Consider the following 16,408-nt stretch of genomic DNA (forward strand, 5'->3'; position numbering starts at 1 on the left):
CTAAGCTTTTGATTTTGCAAGATTCAACGCTTCAATAATCGTATTGGGTGCCAGTTTAAGTTTGAAGTCATTCCCTCCAAAACCTTTAGCATCCTTCATGGCCAACTGAGCCGCCTGTTCGAAATTCGACAAGGTAGCTTCTTTTCCTTTTAAGAAATTTTCAGATGCCGTTAAACGCCAGGGTTTGTGCGCTACACCGCCCATGGCTAATCGAACATCCGTAATTTTATTATTGCTGATCTCAAAGGCTGCTGCTACGGATACCAGTGCAAAAGCGTAGGAAGCCCGGTCCCTAACTTTGAGGTAATGGTAATTTTTAGCCAGGTTATTCACCGGAATCTCCAAACGGATAATCATTTCATCCACCTTTAAGTTATTGTCTAACTGCGGCGTATCTCCTACCAGGCGATGAAATTCTTTAAATGGCATTTTACGTTCTCCTTTGGCGTTGGCCAATATCACTTCAGCATCTAAAGCGACTAAAGCGACACACATATCGCTGGGATGAACGGCAATACATTTCTCTGAAGTCCCGAAAATAGCATGCATGCGGTTGAAACCTTCCATGGCCCCACAGCCCGTTCCGGGCTGACGTTTGTTACAAGGCATTTCAGTGTCGTAAAAATAGCCACAACGTGTACGCTGCATCATGTTACCGCCAACCGTAGCTACATTTCTCAGTTGCGCAGATGCCCCAGCCTGTAAAGCCCATGATAGTAAGGGTAGCTTCTCTTTAATCAGGGCATGATCTGCAACAGCTGTATTGGAAGCCAAAGCGCCAATGTGAATTTTATTCCCAATCTGCTCAATTTGTTTTAATGGAACATGATTGATGTCGATGAGCTTTTCGGGTGCAGTAACCCCTCTTTTCATCAGGTCAATCAGGTTGGTACCACCAGCCAGGAATTTTGCATTTTTATCTTTTACCAGTAAGGCAATTGCTGATTTTGCCGTGGTTGTTCTTAAATATTGAAAATTGATCATACTGTTTCGCCTCCTTCCTTAACTTCAATAATTGCATCAACTATATTAGGATAAGCGCCACACCTACAGATGTTTCCACTCATATATTCACTTATCTCTGCTCTTGAACCCGTATGACCTTCACGCACACAGGCTACGGCGGACATAATCTGACCAGGTGTACAATACCCGCACTGAAAACCATCATGTTTGATAAATGCCGCCTGCATGGGGTGTAAAGTATCGCCATTTGCCAAACCTTCAATCGTAGTAATTTTCTTTCCTTCATTCATCACAGCCAGACTCAGGCAGGAATTTACCCTTTGTCCATCCACATGAACGGTGCAAGCACCACACTGACCATGATCACAGCCTTTTTTGGTGCCTGTTAAGTGCAGTTCTTCCCGCAAATAATCTAAAAGTGTTACCCTGGGCTCTACTGTTGTTTGATAAGCTTTGTTATTTACCGTAAGCTTTAAGGGAATTTTCTCAAAAAGTTCGGCGAAACGCTCATCGGCATTACTTTCAGCGGCTTTAACTGCAACGCCTGGTGTTAAGGCAATGGCGGTAATTACTGAGCTTTTTTTGAGGAAATCGCGCCTGCTATCACCCTGATTTGGTTTCTGATCGGAAGATTTCATAATTGGATATTTAGATATTGGGATGTACTCCTAAGTTCGTAATTCTTAAGTTCTTATTGTAGCCATTCAGAAATTTAGAATTATTCTATTGAGTAATATTTTTATATAACTCCCTAGAAACAAATCATTAACAAAATAATTTTCAAAATGTTCAACCAATTTATACTTTTATAACATGGACAACGTAAAACCACTACCCGATTTATCAGCAGAAGAACAACGCGTTTTAGGCTCATTAATAGAAAAAAGCAGAACTACGCCTGATTATTATCCTATGACTTTGAACAGCTTAACAGCTGCCTGTAACCAAAAAAGTTCGAGAAATCCGGTGGTAAATTACGATGAGGAAACCATAACTTTAACACTCAATCAACTTAAAATAAAAGGTTTAATCTCCACTGCTACAGGAGGATCAAGCCGTGCAACTAAATACAAACATAATCTGGCCATTGTTTATCCTTTAGTGCCATCGGAGTTAGCCATTATCTGTCTTTTACTTTTACGCGGACCGTTAACACCTGGCGAAATTAATAGCAATTCGGGAAGGTTATATGAATTTGAAAGTATAGAAGAAGTTTTGGAACAACTTCAAAAACTATCAGATGAAGAACCTGCCTTTGTTAAACAACTGGCTAAGAAAGCTGGTCAGAAGGAAGCCCGTTTTGTTCATCTTTTAGGCGAACAGGCCGAAACCACCACAGAACCTGAAACCGAAACGATAGCCGTAGCACAATTTGATCCTACAGAACTGGAAAACAGAATAGAAAAATTAGAACTGGAAATTGAAGAATTGAAAGAACTGGTTAATTTATTGATGGATAAGTAGGTTTAATGGTTCATTAGTTCACTGGTCATTAGTTCATTAGTTCAATGGTCATTAGTTCATTGGTTTGTGAACCATTGGTATAGCTACAGGGGTGTCAGCCTGAGCGTAGTCGAAGACCATTACAAATAAATTCACCTTGCTTTCTGTGTCTCCGTGGCAAAAAAAAACTACAGTCTTATCGAGACGCTAAGACTAGTATAGGATGCTAAGACCAGCATGAGTCGAAGACCTTTACGATAAATTCACCTTGGTTTCTGTGTCTCCGTGGCAAAAAAACTACAGTCTTAGCGAGACGCTAAGACCAGTATGAGATCTCTCCATTTCGTTGCACTCCAGTCGAGATGACGACACGATTTAAACCTAAAACAAAAAGTGTTTGGCGATTAACCAAACACTTTATTAAATTTCCAATTAAGCTGGGAATGATAAAATCAATTAAGCCTCGTACTTTTTAAAAATAGTACTCGCGGTGTGACCACCAAAACCAAAAGTGTTATTTAAAACATAATTAATCTCCTTTTTAATACTTTCTCCCAACACAAAGTTCAATCCTTTTGGAATATTTTCATCCAGGTTTTTAGTATTAATAGTGGGCGGGATTACATTATCTCTGATTGATAAAATACTGATTACGCTTTCAACCGCTCCTGCTGCACCAAGTAAATGACCTGTCATCGATTTTGTTGCGCCAATCACTACTGGCAAACCCTTAAAAACAGTATTAATGGCCTGTAGTTCACTCAAATCACCCAATCCGGTTGAAGTAGCGTGTGCATTAATATAATCGATTTTATCGGCAGTAATTCCGGCATCCTTCAAGGCTTTTGTCATCCCCAAAGCCGCACCAACTCCATCAGGAGGTGTTCCGGTTAAGTGATAAGCATCAGCTGCCATTCCACCACCAATAATCTCTGCATAAATATGTGCGCCACGTGCTAAAGCATGGTCCAGGTCTTCTAAAACCAATGCGCCCGCACCCTCGCTCATCACAAAACCATCTCTATCGGCATCAAAAGGTTTTGAAGCCCCCTGAGGGTTATCATTATTTTTTGATAAAGCCTGAGCGGCATTAAATCCGCCAACCGATGATTTGGTAAGCGCTGCTTCCGAGCCACCTGCAATCATGATACTTGCTTTGCCCAAACGAATGGTATCAAAAGCATTGATAATGGCGGTATTTGATGATGCGCATGCTGATACGGTGCAATAATTCGGACCACGTAATTTGTGACGGATAGAAATAGCGCCTGCAGCGATATCAACAATCATTTTCGGAATAAAAAACGGACTGAACCTTGGTGTGCCATCACCCGCATGAAATTCTTCCAGTTGTGCTTCAAAAGTACCTATCCCACCGTTTCCGGTTGCCCAGATTACACCAACTTCAGCCAATTGATCATCGCTCATTGCGCTGAAATCCAATCCCGAATCTTTTATTGCCTGGTCGCTCGAGCCAATGGCATACTGGGTGAACAAATCAAACTTTTTAATTTCCTTTTTATCCAGGTATGCTTCAGGATTAAAATCCTTTACTTCACCAGCAAAATGGGTTTTAAATTTACTCGAATCAAATTTTGTAATGGGGCCAATGCCACTTTTTCCGGCTAATATCTGTTGCCAAAATTGCTCAACGGTATTACCAAGCGGTGTTATCGCACCTAAACCTGTTACTACTACTCTTTTCATTTTAATAATTTTTAGTCAATATCCTTGAATAAATAATCGACCAATGATTGTACGCGTGGGGCAATAATTAATATAGCAGGAATGGCTACAATGTAAGAAATGCCCCATGATTTTAACCAAACTTTCATAAAGACCGATGTAAATCCAAGATTAACACTTATGGCCGCGAAAGTAACTATTCCTGTAGTAAAAACCGCCATAATAAATGCAAATGCTACCTTCTTTTTCATTCCTGCTGTATTTTTTAATTCTGAACCGAATCAATCCAGGCTTTTCTGTTGGCATTCATCACATTCAGGGCATCAGCTGGCGACTGTCTGAACAGTTCATAAATTTTAGCGGTATCACCTACCCTGATTTCAAATTCATCATTGGCCAAAGCAGTTAAAAGGTCTTCCGCAACAACCGAAGGTTTGATGCCATTATGACCACCTATTTCTTTCGAAAATTCGGTATCAACTAAAGGCGGCATCAATTCAAAAACTTTAACAGATGTCTCTTCCAAACTCAACCTTAACGAAGTACTGTAAGAATGTAATGCTGCTTTACTGGCTGCATAAGTGGGCAAAGTAATCCCTGGAACATAAGCAACGATAGAGGATACATTTACGATAGCTGAAGCTTCCTGTTGTTTTAGAACAGGCAATAATTTTTGATTAATCCTGATGATAGACAGGTAATTGGTTAACATTTCATCTTCTGCATTCGCAAAAGCATCCTGGTTTGGATCGGCCAAATTGTAAAGCAATGCCCTTCCTGCATTGTTAATCACGATATTCAATTGAGGAAAATCGGCTTTGATGCGGCTTACCAACTGATCCACATCTTCAGCTTTGCTCACATCAGAAAGAATGGTGGTTACATTTTGTAATGATGCTGCAGCTGCATCCAGCCTGTCCTGGTTTCTGCCAGTAATTATAACATGGTTATCCAAATCAGTTAACTGTTTTGCGATTTCTAATCCGATACCGGCTGTTCCGCCGATCAATAAAACGGTATTTTGTGAAGTTTTCATTTTATATTTTTTTAAAATTTTAAGATTAAACAAGTGCTCACCGCGTGAGCGTAAATGGTATTATTTTCATCAACTAACTGTGCTTCTACTAAGGCAGTACGACCGCCAAGGTTGATCACCTTCCCAATGGTTCTTAATTTTCCGGTTTGAATGGTAATGGCTTTCAGGAAATTTACCTTAAGCTCTAAAGTGGTATATCCTTTTCCGGCAGGTAAAAGCGAATGGACCGAACAGCCCATAGCCGAATCTAAAATAGCAGTGATTACCCCGCCATGCACCGTACCAATCGGGTTGTAATGAAATTCCTGAGGCATAAATTCAAAAACCACATTCCCCTTTTCGATCACACTTACACTAAAATCCAAAGTATGCAACAGTGGAGGTAAAGGAAATTGATGATTGCTCATGGCCTGCAGATAAGCTATACCATCCATCTGCATGGCTTCCTTTGCGCCTATCAAGGGATTTTCCCAACTTATTGTCCTGGTTCTTTTCATAATAAAATACCAATCGGTATATTTTAGTTTAAAAATTTTTAGCCGAGGCTATTGATATATTTTTTTAACGAATCCATAATTAAATTCCAGTGTGCTGGTTTTGCGGTCAGCCGCGAAATCATGATCCCACCTTCTATTATGGCAATAATGGTAAGTGCTATCTGTTCCGGATGATGATCTGCATGAATTTCTTTGGCAGAAATACCCGCTTCAACCAGTTTCACTATCCTGTTCTTCCAACCCAGTACCGCTTTTACTGCCCTTTCCCTTAATGCCGGATGCGTATCATCCGCATCAATTGCAGTGTTTAAAATCGGACAACCACCTTCCGACACCGTACCATTGATAAAGTTTTGATAAATATTGATATAAACCAGTAATTTATCTTTTGCATCTTTTTGTCTGTTGATCTCCGCATCTACCTTCGACACCACATTGTTCAGGTTATAATCGAAAGCGGCCAAGGCCACTTCATCCTTATTGGCGAAGTTGCCGTAAATACTGCCTTTGGTTAAACCTGTAGCAGCCGTAATATCATTTAAAGAAGTACCCGCATAACCTTTCATATTAAAAATGGGTGCGGTTTTCTCTACAATGAAATTTCTCGTTTTTTCTGCCTTGGTCATGTTCTTTTAAATTGACGATGCAAATATATACCAATCGGTATATTAAATACAAATATTTTTATCATCGCAATCTCCTTTTAATTGGAACGCTGGCTTTCATCACAGCACCATAATTTGTTTTAGGTTTGAATTTTGTAACTTTGATTTATGAACAAGCCAGAAACCATTGAAGATTTTTACCAGAACAAATTCAAGTTCCTGCCCGATAACCTACAAAATGGCGTAGGTCATTTTAACGTTTTTAAACTGGAAGATTGTTTAAGGGATGATCATAAGCCAATGAGCTATAACCGCAGGGATTATTATAAAGTATGCCTTACCCGTGGTCATAATGTTTACCACTACGCCGATAAAAGTATTGAGATAAATGGCACTGCACTTATCTTTTTCAATCCTTTGGTTCCGTATACCTGGGAGCTGGCCAGCGGCAACAAAAGTGACGTAACAGGCTTTTTCTGCATTTTTACCGAAGCCTTTTTTACTGAAAAGATCCGTGGAAATATTGGTGATTTACCCATGTTTGTGCCTGGAGGAAAACCTGCTTACTTTCTGGATGATAAACAGGATGCGCAAATTGAGGCTATTTTTGCTAAGATGTTTGAGGAAATCAACTCTGATTACATTTATAAATACGACTTACTCAGAAACTACATTACCGAAATTACACATTTCGCCCTCAAAACCCAGCCATCAGAGGCTTTATTCAAGCATACTGATGCCAACACCAGGATTACTTCTGTTTTTACGGAGTTACTGGAACGCCAGTTCCCCATCGAAACGACTACGCAAAGGTTTACCATGCGCTCGGCCAAAGATTACGCTTCGCAGCTTTCGGTACACGTAAACCACTTAAACCGTGCAATTAAAGAAACCACTGGCAAAACCACTACACATTATATTACTGAGCGTTTATTAAGTGAGGCCAAAGCTTTATTGAAACATACTGACTGGAATATATCGGAAATAGGTTATTGTCTGGGGTTTGAAGAACCTACCCATTTTAATAACTTTTTCAAAAAACTGACCAACCACACCCCTACTTCTTACCGGATTGTTTGAATTTCGTAATCATCAGTTTGATTAACGTAATAAACGTGATTCATCTTCGCCGTAATTTTGTCTTAACAAAAAAGATAAAACTATGGGCAAGAAAAAAGTTTGGTTTATTACCGGAGCTTCAAAGGGCTTAGGATTAAGTTTGGTTCATCAGTTGCTAAATGCTGGCCAATATGTTGCGGCCACATCAAGAAATATCGGTGAACTTAAAAAAGCAGTAAATAATGATGGCGGAAAATTCCTTCCGCTGGCGGTTAACCTGGCCAACGAACAAAGCGTGGAGGATGCGATAAAGGCGACCATTGCGAAATTTGAAAGAATTGATGTGGTCATCAATAACGCGGGTTACGGAATCGGAGGCAGTATCGAAGAACTAAGTGACGCAGAAACGCGCAATAGTTTTGATGTTAATGTTTTCGGCACACTCAATGTCATCAGAAAAGCTTCACCTTATTTAAGGGCACAACGAGCCGGGCACATCATCAACATCGCATCAATTGCAGGCATTGCAGGTGCCACCGGCTGGGCGGTATACGCTGCAGCAAAATCGGCAGTAATTGCATTATCAGAAGTATCAGCGGAAGATCTTAAAGAATTCGGCATAAAAGTAACCGTTGTGGCACCTGGCGCATTCAGAACCAGTTTCTTAACGGCTGACTCGTTGATTTTGGCAGCTAATCCAATTGCCGCATACGAAGAAGTGCGTGCAATACACAGCAAATACCTAAAAATGGATGGTCAGCAGATTGGTGATCCTGAGAAAGCTGCTGCTGCAATGATCTCACTGGCCAGCATGCCAAATCCACCCCTTCATTTGCTTTTAGGAAACGACGCTTTCCAAAGGGCAAATACTAAAATAGAATCGCTACAAAAGGAATTTAAAGACTGGAAAGCCATTACCATTTCGACAGATTTCGACGAAAATTAATTTAACAGACAAAATTTATTATGGAAAATCAAAAAGTATGGTTTGTAACAGGTGCATCAAAAGGCCTGGGACTAACACTAGTAAAAACATTATTAAGCAATGGTCTTAACGTTGCTGCAACCTCAAGAAACCTGAACGACTTAACAAAAGCAGTTGGCGAACACGAAAACTTCTTGCCGCTAGCGGTCGACCTAATTGATGAAAACAGTGTAGAAGCTGCAGTTAGCCAAACAATCAGCAAATTTGGCCAGGTAGATGTGGTGGTAAACAATGCGGGCTACGGCATGCTGGGCGCTTTAGAAGAATTAAGCGATAAAGAATCGCGTCAAAATTTCGATGTGAACGTTTTCGGTTCGTTAAACGTGATCAGAAAGGTGCTTCCTCAGTTACGGAAACAACAATCAGGGCACATTTTCAATATTTCTTCAATCGGTGGATTTTCGGGAAACTTCCCTGGTTTTGGCATCTATTGCGCGACAAAATTTGCCGTGGTTGGTTTCACCGAGTCCTTAGCTGCCGAAGTAAAATCAATGGGCATCAAAGCAACAGTTGTAGAACCGGGTTATTTCAGAACAGCATTTCTTACTGAAGGATCATTAGCAGTGCCAAATAAACCAATTGATGCCTACAAAGAAGTGCGCGACTCGCAAGCAGCGCATCAGAACGACATCAATAATCAACAGCCTGGTGATCCGGCCAAAGCAGTGGAGGTGATTATTGAAGCTTCAAAAAGCGAAAATCCACCGCTTCATTTATTCTTAGGTCCGGATGCTTATCAGGTTGCCGATGCAAAAATTGCAGATATACAAAGAGATATGGCCAATTGGAAATACCTGGCAACAGCTACTAACTTCGATGAGGTTGGCGCATAGCATCTAACTTAATCGTCATTTCGAGCGGAGCGCAGCGAAGTCGAGAACCCGAAGGCTCTGCAAAGCAAAATCTATAAAGATAGATCTCTCCATTTCACTGCGTTTCAGTCGAGATGACGTTTTTTCTTTTGAAGTCTGTAAAATCCACAGCGTTAAATAACAGTCAAAAAAAAAAGTATTTCCTTTGAACTGGCGGCGCACAAACAATTGCTGACCAATTAGCCTTTAAAGTTTTTCTCTACAAAATCCTTCATATAAGCCTTTACCAGATCTCTGGTATTTCTGAATTGAGCCATAATTTCTTCCTCAGTACCTACCGCTTTAGCAGGATCTGGAAAGTTATGGTGCAGTTTTATCGCTTGCGTTGGGAAGTGCGGACAACTTTCTTTTGCGTGATCGCAAACGGTAATTATATAATCGAAAGGAATATCGAAATATTCCTCCATATTATTCGAGGTTTGACCAGAAATATCAATCCCATCTTCAGCCATTACTTTTATCGCCCTTGGATTAACACCATGAACTTCGATCCCTGCACTGTAGATTTTAGCTTTATCCTGAGCAAAATATTTTAGATAACCTTCAGCCAGCTGACTTCTGCAACTATTCCCCGTGCAAAGTACCAATACATTTTTCATGTTTTTAAATTTTGAATGATTAACAACAGCCACTTCCCGGATTACAGCTATTTTGATCAGCTGCGAGATTAACCAGTTCGATTTTTCTTTTTACCGGCTGGGCAGGTGCACAACATTCTTCACCTGTTTCAGTAGTACCACAACTTCCTCCGCGGTTAATCGCTTTACATTGTGTAACATCAGGTGTCAGGTCTAAAATCAGGTTCTCCCCATCAATTTTAAATTCGCCCGGAAACATCTGCCTCGTATCGAACGCAGAATTACCGAATTCAATTTTCACCGTTCCATTGGGGTTTAAAGGAAGCTTACTTTCCACCAGGTTAATGATAGACAATGCTTTTTTCACCTGCATGGCCCTGCCTGCTTCCTCTTCGGTAGGTTCCCATAACTGTACGATGATTTCTGTCCAGGCGTTCATCACTCCTCCGCAATCTACCGAAACAATGGGTGCCTGTTTAATTTCGGTAATGTGATAATTGGCGTTTACCCATTTACCAGGAGCATATTGGAACTGTAATACCAATTCAGGATGTTGTTGAAGTGCAGCCTTAAAGCTGCTCCATTCGGTTGAAGATGTATTGATCATAATATTGCAATTTAACGATTGATTTAAGTAAAAAATTTTTAACAGCAGTTTTGCTCACCTTTATACGAGGCAAAGAAATTGCCCAGCTCTGTTTGTAATAACTTCCAGGTTTTGGGTTCTATACAGTAACAGATACTCACCCCTTCAATAGTCCCCTGTATAATGCCAGCATTTTTAAGTTCTTTTAAATGCTGAGAAATGGTAGCCTGCGCCAACCCAAGTTCTTCCACTAAATCGCCACAGATGCAGGTATTCGATTTAAGGATACGCTGAAGGATCGCAATCCGTGCTGGATGTGCCATCGCTTTTAATAACGCCGCCATCTGGTTTTGCTCTTCGGTAAAGATTTCTGTTTTGGTAAGTCCCATAATTATGTATCGCAATATTACGATAGATAAATCGGATATCAAAATTTATTTTCATTTTCAGTTTACAAAACAGATTATCTACAGAATTGTATAGTTTATTTACCATAAACGCATTTATAAATGAAGATTAAACAAAATTAATATGTGGAAATTTTATGCCATATTATCTGCTGTATTTGCAGCTGCGACAGCCATTTTAGCTAAAGTTGGATTAAAGGGTGTTAATGGAAATATAGCAACAGCCATAAGAACCATTGTGATCTTATTTATTGCATGGGGCATTGTGCTGGCCACAGGAGAAATTACCCAGCTTAAAACATTGAGCAAAAACAACCTCATATTTTTAGGTTTATCGGGCCTTGCGACAGGTTTATCGTGGATTTTCTATTTTAAAGCGATCGAAACAGGAAATGTTTCTAAAGTTGCACCGATTGATAAATTAAGTGTAGCTATTGCGATGGGTTTAGCCTTTTTAATTTTAAAAGAACCGATTGAAGCAAAAACATTAATTGGTGGAGGCTTAATTGTTGCAGGTAGTTTGGTGATATTACTTTAAAGAGCTGGCGTATTCTTTTATCCAAGGAGGCACTGAAAACAAAGAAATTTGATTGATAATGAACTTTGGTTATGCTCAGACTTACAGTTTAAAAAAGTCGTCATCTCGACCGGAACGTAGTGGAGTGGAGAGATCTATCTCGAGACAGATTTCTCGGCTACATTGCACTGCGCTCGAAATGACGATATTCGGAAGGTAAAAAAACCGTCAACTAATTAAAGTTAACGGTTTAATTTGTACAGGGATATGAGAAAAATTATTTCTTTGGTTTCGGGCTCATATAAAAACTAAGCTTTCCGCCATTGGTGATATCTGAGTGTTTAATTTTATGATCGGTAATTTCTTTGCCGTTCAATAAAACTTTCTCTACATAAACATTTTTATCACTCTGTTTAATGGCCTCAACCGTAAATGTTTTGCCGTTTTCTAAGTTAATTACTGCATTGTTAATCAATGGGCTACCCAACGAATATACATCAGAACCTGGTGCTACCGGATAAAACCCTAATGAAGAGAACATGTACCAGGCGCTCATCTGCCCGCAATCGTCATTTCCACCTAAACCATCGGCAGTAGGTTTATACTGCATGTTTAAAATGTGGCGGATCTGCGCCTGCGTTTTCCATGGCTGATCGGTCCAGTTATACAGGTAAGCGATATGGTGAGCAGGCTCATTACCATGTACATAACCACCAATAATACCTTCGCGGGTAATATCTTCCGTATGCGCAAAAAACTCATCTGGTAAATGCATAGTGAACAAAGTATCCAGACGGGTTGCAAATTTCTTTTTACCGCCCATCATTTCGATCAGCGAAGCCGGATCCTGTGGCACAAAGAAACTGTAGTTCCAGCTATTGCCTTCAATAAAACCTTGTCCTTCGGTATCTTTTGGATCAAATTCTTTTTTAAATGTTCCATCCGCCAATTTCGGACGCATAAAACCAGTAGCACTATCGTAATTGTTTTTCCAGTTGTTAGCACGTTTGATAAATTCATCATAAACATCCATACGGTTTAATTTTTTAGCCAATTGTGCAATCGACCAGTCGTCGTAAGAATATTCCAGGTTATTCGAAACTGAAATGCCAGATTTTTCGGCCGGGATGTAACCTTTATCCATATAATAGCCAATTCCCTCATAGTCGCGGTGTTTTGCTGTTGCAATACAGGCATCTAAAGCCTTGTTCGCATCGCCACTATAAGTACCTTTTATAATCGCATCAGCAATTACTGAAACACTATGATAGCCACTCATACACCAGTTATCATTAGCATAGTGCGACCAGATTGGCAACATATGCAAACTGCTCTGGTCGTAATGCGCCAGCATCGATTTTACCATATCGTTACTGCGGCCAGGCTGTGTAATATTGAAGAATGGATGTAAAGCACGGTAAGTATCCCAAAGCGAGAACGTAGTGTAATTGGTAAAACCTTCTGCTTTGTGTACACCCTGATCTAACCCTTTATACTCGCCATTGATATCGGTATAGGTGGTAGGATTGATAAAAGCATGATACAATGCGGTATAAAAATTGATTTTATTATCGTTAGAAGTCATTACCTGTATTTTATTCAATTCTTTATTCCAGGTCGACTGTGCCTGAGCCCTAACTTTTTCGAAATCCCAGCCCGAAATTTCTGCACGCATATTCTGCAAGGCATTTTCCTGGCTTACCGGCGATAAGGCAAACTTAATTTTGATCTTCTCTCCTTCCCGGGTATCGAAATCAAAGAACATTTTTAGCTTTTTCCCAGCAATTTCTGGGAAGTTCTGTTCCTGGTTAAACTTGCCCCAAAAGCCTCTGTAAGCTTGTTTGGCATCGTAGCTTTTACGGCCATAACTTTTAAAAGGTTTAGAAAAACTCATCGCAAAATAAACCGTTCTGGTTCTGGCCCATCCGTTGGTTTGGCGGTAACCTGTAATTAAGGTATCATTTACCACACGAACGTAAGTCCAAACCGTTTTTTCTTCGTAATTGTAAATACCGGCCATCAGATCCAAAATAATATGCGATTGATCTGATTTAGGGAAAGTATATTGGTGCATCCCTACCCTCGTGGTTGAGGTTAATTCGGCGGTAATGTTATCATCATCCAACTTTACTTTGTAATAACCTGCCTCTGCAACTTCGTTGGCATGCGAAAATGCCGAACGGTAACCACTTTTAGGATCTGATGCCGTACCAGGGTTTAACTGTAATTTACCTTGGGTTGGCATAATGAGAAAATCGCCTAAGTCTGAGTGACCGGTACCGCTAAAATGGGTATGACTAAAACCGGTAATTGTTTTATCCTCATATTTATAACCTGCACAGTATTTATATACATCGCCGTTGTATTTTCCATTTACTTCGTAAGATAAAGTATCCGTTTCGGGACTTAGCTGTACTGAGCCAAATGGAACCGTAGCACCAGGATAAGTATGCCCCATTTTCGAGGTGCCGATAATGGGCCGAACATACTGCACCAGATTCTGCTGTGCTGATGCAAGCATGGCCGATAGCAAAAGACAAGGCAGGATAATTTTTTTAATCATATCTTTTTAAAATTTAGCTTGTTTTATTGAAAATTCTAAGGTATTAATTTATCTTCAAATATGCATAAAAAGAAAGACTAAAACGTTTAAGTAAAACAAAAAATACATTACTAATTGTTGAAGATACAATTTATATCTTTTTTGCTATTATTTTAAATTCTAATAACCAGGGTTCCGAAAGCTTGTAAACTGACAAGTAGAAATTGCTTACTGATTGGGGCGTTACCCAATCCCGTGAAATACGGGAAAGGGTCAGGCTTTTCAGGGCTGCGCTTCGCTCCGGTACCGGTGAAAACCGGCACTGAACCCTTGCAATCCTTAACGCGCATCTACTCTCTTAAGACACTTAACTGGTTTCCGCTCGTTCCAAACGCACGGATAAATAACCTGGCAATTTGATGATAGCATTAATTTAAGGGTTAGAAGCACCAACCCAGGTTAAATAAACCCCTGCCTGCAACAGGCAGGTGATAGAACGGAGAGCCCGCAGCGAGGTACGAGTGAGGACTTGAAGGGATAGCAGGACTGCCGACAGCCATTAACACCGGACCACTCATTTTCAAAACTATTGACCACCTAAGCCATCTTAGGGCAACTAAGTGATAAATCCAGGCAATTTAGTAACCGCTTTTTACAAGTAACTGACTTGCTTTAAATAATTTCAGCTAAATAAACCTTATTTTTGCATCCAATATTTTTAAGATGAGTAAACACGGTAGAATTCTGGTTGCCATGAGTGGCGGGGTTGATAGTTCGGTAGCGGCGGTAATGTTGCATGAGCAAGGTTATGAGGTTATTGGATTAACCATGAAGACCTGGGATTATGCTACTTCTGGTGGTAGCAGTAAGGAAACTGGCTGTTGCTCGTTAGATAGTATTAATGATGCCCGTACACTTGCCGTAAACTATGGTTTTCCGCATTATATTCTGGATATCAGGGATGAATTTGGCGATTATGTAATTGACAATTTCGTTGATGAATACCTGGCGGGAAGAACGCCAAATCCATGCGTTTTGTGCAATACACACATTAAATGGGAAGCTTTACTAAAACGTGCTAATAAACTCGATTGCGAATTTATTGCAACGGGGCATTACGCCAATATCCGTCAGCAAGACAGCGGCCGTTATGTGATTTCGAAAGGAAAAGACGAAAATAAAGATCAATCTTATGTATTGTGGGGCGTTTCGCAAGAAAATCTTTCACGTACTAAATTCCCATTGGGCAGTTTTGCAAAATCTGAAATCAGACAGATGGCTTTGGATATGGGACAGGAAGAACTGGCTAAAAAATCGGAGAGTTACGAAATTTGTTTCGTTCCGGATAATGATTACAGGGCTTTCTTAAAACATAAAGTAGAAGATTTAGAAGACAGAGTAGCTGGCGGAAATTTTATTTTAAGTAATGGAATGGTCGTTGGACAACATAAAGGTTATCCTTTTTATACCATTGGCCAGCGTAAAGGTTTAGGTGTTGCCTTTGGCGAACCTATGTTTGTAACGCAAATCCTGCCAGAAAGCAATACCGTAGTTTTAGGTAAAGCTGAGGAGCTTGAACGCCGCGAAGCGATGGTACGCAATATTAACCTGATAAAATACGCCAGCATTGAAGAACCCATGAATGATGTGATTACCAAAATCCGTTATAAAGATGCGGGTATGTTAAGTACAATTGTTCAGGAAAAAGATAAAATGCGCGTCGTGTTTGATCATAATGTTTCGGCCATTGCACCAGGTCAATCGGCAGTATTTTACGAAGGAAATGATTTATTAGGTGGAGGATTTTTAGTTTAATTACCCTATCCTATTGTTCGGTGCATTGGTATCATTCTCCTATAAGATAGACCCTGAAATAAATTACCTTCGGTGAGCTCGCTAAGTCTCGGTTCAGGGTGACCACCGAAAAAGAAAACAAAAAACGAGTTGCCAAATGGCAACTCGTTTTTTGTTTATTGATTATTATGCATACTAGAACGCGTCATGCGGAATTTATTTTACAAGAAGAAATAGTGTTTTCAATTGCCTTGTAGCTACTATGTGGTCAGCATCTTTTTGTAATTAATTAATGAGTTACAATCATATTAAGAGTTATTATCATAATGATAGATCCTGAAATAAATTCAGGATGACGAAACGATTAAATATTATTACTCATTTCCCTTAAAAACATTAATCGATGCCGTTTTCCAGTGAATGTAACCTAAATTACCACAGGTTTGGGCTACAAAGTTTTCTACATCCTCCGGCACATCGTTAACTACACGCCACCTAATTTTATACTTTGGGTTATAACTGATATAAACCACCAGATCATCACTACGCTGCCCGATGGCATGTAAATGCTGTAAATGAATATCCTGTAAATCTGCAGCAGCAATCCGCAGTCTTTCATTCATGATTTTACCTAATGAAAGATCTGGTCTAAAATCTGTTTCGAATATGGCTAAAACGGTAACGGTCATAGAAAAAATAAATATATCAGCAAACAAACCAAGCTAAAAGCTTTTTGTTTAAAATCATCAATTAAATACATGGAATTACTGCTTAGATATTCCCAGTATTCTGTCTCTCCAAAAGCAAATCTATACTAAAAAAATTAGTATCAAAA

18 protein-coding genes are annotated in these 16,408 nt (G+C 39.8%); 6 read left to right on the forward strand and 12 right to left on the reverse strand.

The window, feature by feature from the left end; genetic code table 11:
* Both CA265_09870 and CA265_09875 read right to left on the reverse strand, forming a co-directional pair.
* Positions 1–984, reverse strand: a complete 984-nt coding sequence (locus CA265_09870; GenBank protein ID ARS39937.1) for an FAD-binding molybdopterin dehydrogenase — start codon at positions 982–984, stop codon at positions 1–3.
* Positions 981–1,604, reverse strand: a complete 624-nt coding sequence (locus CA265_09875) for a 2Fe-2S ferredoxin (GenBank protein ARS39938.1) — start codon at positions 1,602–1,604, stop codon at positions 981–983. The genes CA265_09870 and CA265_09875 overlap by 4 nt, the downstream gene beginning before the upstream one ends.
* 175 nt (positions 1,605–1,779) lie before the next feature.
* Between CA265_09875 and CA265_09880 the strand changes: the two genes are divergently transcribed.
* Positions 1,780–2,430: a DUF480 domain-containing protein gene (locus CA265_09880; GenBank protein ID ARS39939.1), complete on the forward strand. Its 651-nt coding sequence runs from the start codon at positions 1,780–1,782 to the stop codon at positions 2,428–2,430.
* A gap of 435 nt (positions 2,431–2,865) precedes the next feature.
* Here the strand turns inward: CA265_09880 and CA265_09885 are convergent, their stop codons facing one another.
* From CA265_09885 to CA265_09905, 5 genes are read right to left on the reverse strand one after another with little or no spacing between them, the layout of a single operon-like run.
* Complete coding sequence (locus CA265_09885; GenBank protein ID ARS39940.1) at positions 2,866–4,116, reverse strand: beta-ketoacyl-[acyl-carrier-protein] synthase II; 1,251 nt, start codon at positions 4,114–4,116, stop codon at positions 2,866–2,868.
* Between the two features lie 11 nt (positions 4,117–4,127).
* Positions 4,128–4,346 (reverse strand): hypothetical protein, encoded by a 219-nt coding sequence (locus CA265_09890; GenBank protein ID ARS39941.1) that lies wholly within the window; start codon positions 4,344–4,346, stop codon positions 4,128–4,130.
* A 14-nt stretch (positions 4,347–4,360) separates the two neighbouring features.
* The gene (locus CA265_09895) at positions 4,361–5,131 is read right to left on the reverse strand and encodes a short-chain dehydrogenase (GenBank protein ARS42949.1); all 771 of its coding nucleotides are present in this window, start codon (positions 5,129–5,131) and stop codon (positions 4,361–4,363) included.
* Between the two features lie 11 nt (positions 5,132–5,142).
* Positions 5,143–5,628 (reverse strand): aromatic compound degradation protein PaaI, encoded by a 486-nt coding sequence (locus CA265_09900; protein ID ARS39942.1) that lies wholly within the window; start codon positions 5,626–5,628, stop codon positions 5,143–5,145.
* A gap of 38 nt (positions 5,629–5,666) precedes the next feature.
* The gene (locus CA265_09905) at positions 5,667–6,254 is read right to left on the reverse strand and encodes a TetR family transcriptional regulator (GenBank protein ID ARS39943.1); all 588 of its coding nucleotides are present in this window, start codon (positions 6,252–6,254) and stop codon (positions 5,667–5,669) included.
* A gap of 147 nt (positions 6,255–6,401) precedes the next feature.
* Between CA265_09905 and CA265_09910 the strand changes: the two genes are divergently transcribed.
* The 3 genes from CA265_09910 to CA265_09920 all read left to right on the forward strand — a co-directional run bounded on the left by CA265_09910 (position 6,402) and on the right by CA265_09920 (position 9,110).
* A complete protein-coding gene (locus CA265_09910) occupies positions 6,402–7,313 on the forward strand; it encodes an AraC family transcriptional regulator (GenBank protein ID ARS39944.1) in 912 nt (303 codons plus the stop codon).
* 82 nt (positions 7,314–7,395) lie between these two features.
* A complete protein-coding gene (locus CA265_09915) occupies positions 7,396–8,238 on the forward strand; it encodes a short-chain dehydrogenase/reductase (protein ID ARS39945.1) in 843 nt (280 codons plus the stop codon).
* A gap of 20 nt (positions 8,239–8,258) precedes the next feature.
* Complete coding sequence (locus tag CA265_09920; GenBank protein ID ARS39946.1) at positions 8,259–9,110, forward strand: short-chain dehydrogenase/reductase; 852 nt, start codon at positions 8,259–8,261, stop codon at positions 9,108–9,110.
* Positions 9,111–9,328: 218 nt separating this feature from the next.
* On the opposite strand, the gene CA265_09925 is transcribed toward CA265_09920, so the two are convergent.
* The 3 genes from CA265_09925 to CA265_09935 are packed head-to-tail and all read right to left on the reverse strand — an operon-like array spanning position 9,329 to position 10,702.
* Positions 9,329–9,748, reverse strand: a complete 420-nt coding sequence (locus tag CA265_09925) for a protein tyrosine phosphatase (protein ID ARS39947.1) — start codon at positions 9,746–9,748, stop codon at positions 9,329–9,331.
* 19 nt (positions 9,749–9,767) lie between these two features.
* Positions 9,768–10,334, reverse strand: a complete 567-nt coding sequence (locus CA265_09930) for a hypothetical protein (protein ARS39948.1) — start codon at positions 10,332–10,334, stop codon at positions 9,768–9,770.
* A 38-nt stretch (positions 10,335–10,372) separates the two neighbouring features.
* On the reverse strand, positions 10,373–10,702 hold the full coding sequence (locus CA265_09935) for a transcriptional regulator (protein ARS39949.1): 330 nt from the start codon (positions 10,700–10,702) through the stop codon (positions 10,373–10,375).
* A 142-nt stretch (positions 10,703–10,844) separates the two neighbouring features.
* Here CA265_09935 and CA265_09940 point away from each other — a divergent pair, with 142 nt between their 5' ends.
* Positions 10,845–11,258 carry a hypothetical protein gene (locus CA265_09940; GenBank protein ARS39950.1) on the forward strand — a complete coding sequence of 138 codons (414 nt, stop codon included), beginning with the start codon at positions 10,845–10,847 and terminating at the stop codon, positions 11,256–11,258.
* A 256-nt stretch (positions 11,259–11,514) separates the two neighbouring features.
* Here the strand turns inward: CA265_09940 and CA265_09945 are convergent, their stop codons facing one another.
* Positions 11,515–13,800: a sugar hydrolase gene (locus CA265_09945; GenBank protein ID ARS39951.1), complete on the reverse strand. Its 2,286-nt coding sequence runs from the start codon at positions 13,798–13,800 to the stop codon at positions 11,515–11,517.
* A 702-nt stretch (positions 13,801–14,502) separates the two neighbouring features.
* On the opposite strand from CA265_09945, the gene CA265_09950 reads away from it, so the two are divergent.
* Positions 14,503–15,594, forward strand: coding sequence for a tRNA 2-thiouridine(34) synthase MnmA (locus CA265_09950; GenBank protein ARS39952.1), 1,092 nt, complete (start codon positions 14,503–14,505; stop codon positions 15,592–15,594).
* A 353-nt stretch (positions 15,595–15,947) separates the two neighbouring features.
* Here CA265_09950 and CA265_09955 read toward each other — a convergent pair whose 3' ends face one another.
* A complete protein-coding gene (locus CA265_09955) occupies positions 15,948–16,262 on the reverse strand; it encodes a hypothetical protein (GenBank protein ID ARS39953.1) in 315 nt (104 codons plus the stop codon).
* Between the last annotated feature and the right edge of the window lie 146 nt (positions 16,263–16,408).

It is taken from the genome of Sphingobacteriaceae bacterium GW460-11-11-14-LB5 (assembly GCA_002151545.1).
GTDB lineage: Bacteria > Bacteroidota > Bacteroidia > Sphingobacteriales > Sphingobacteriaceae > Pedobacter.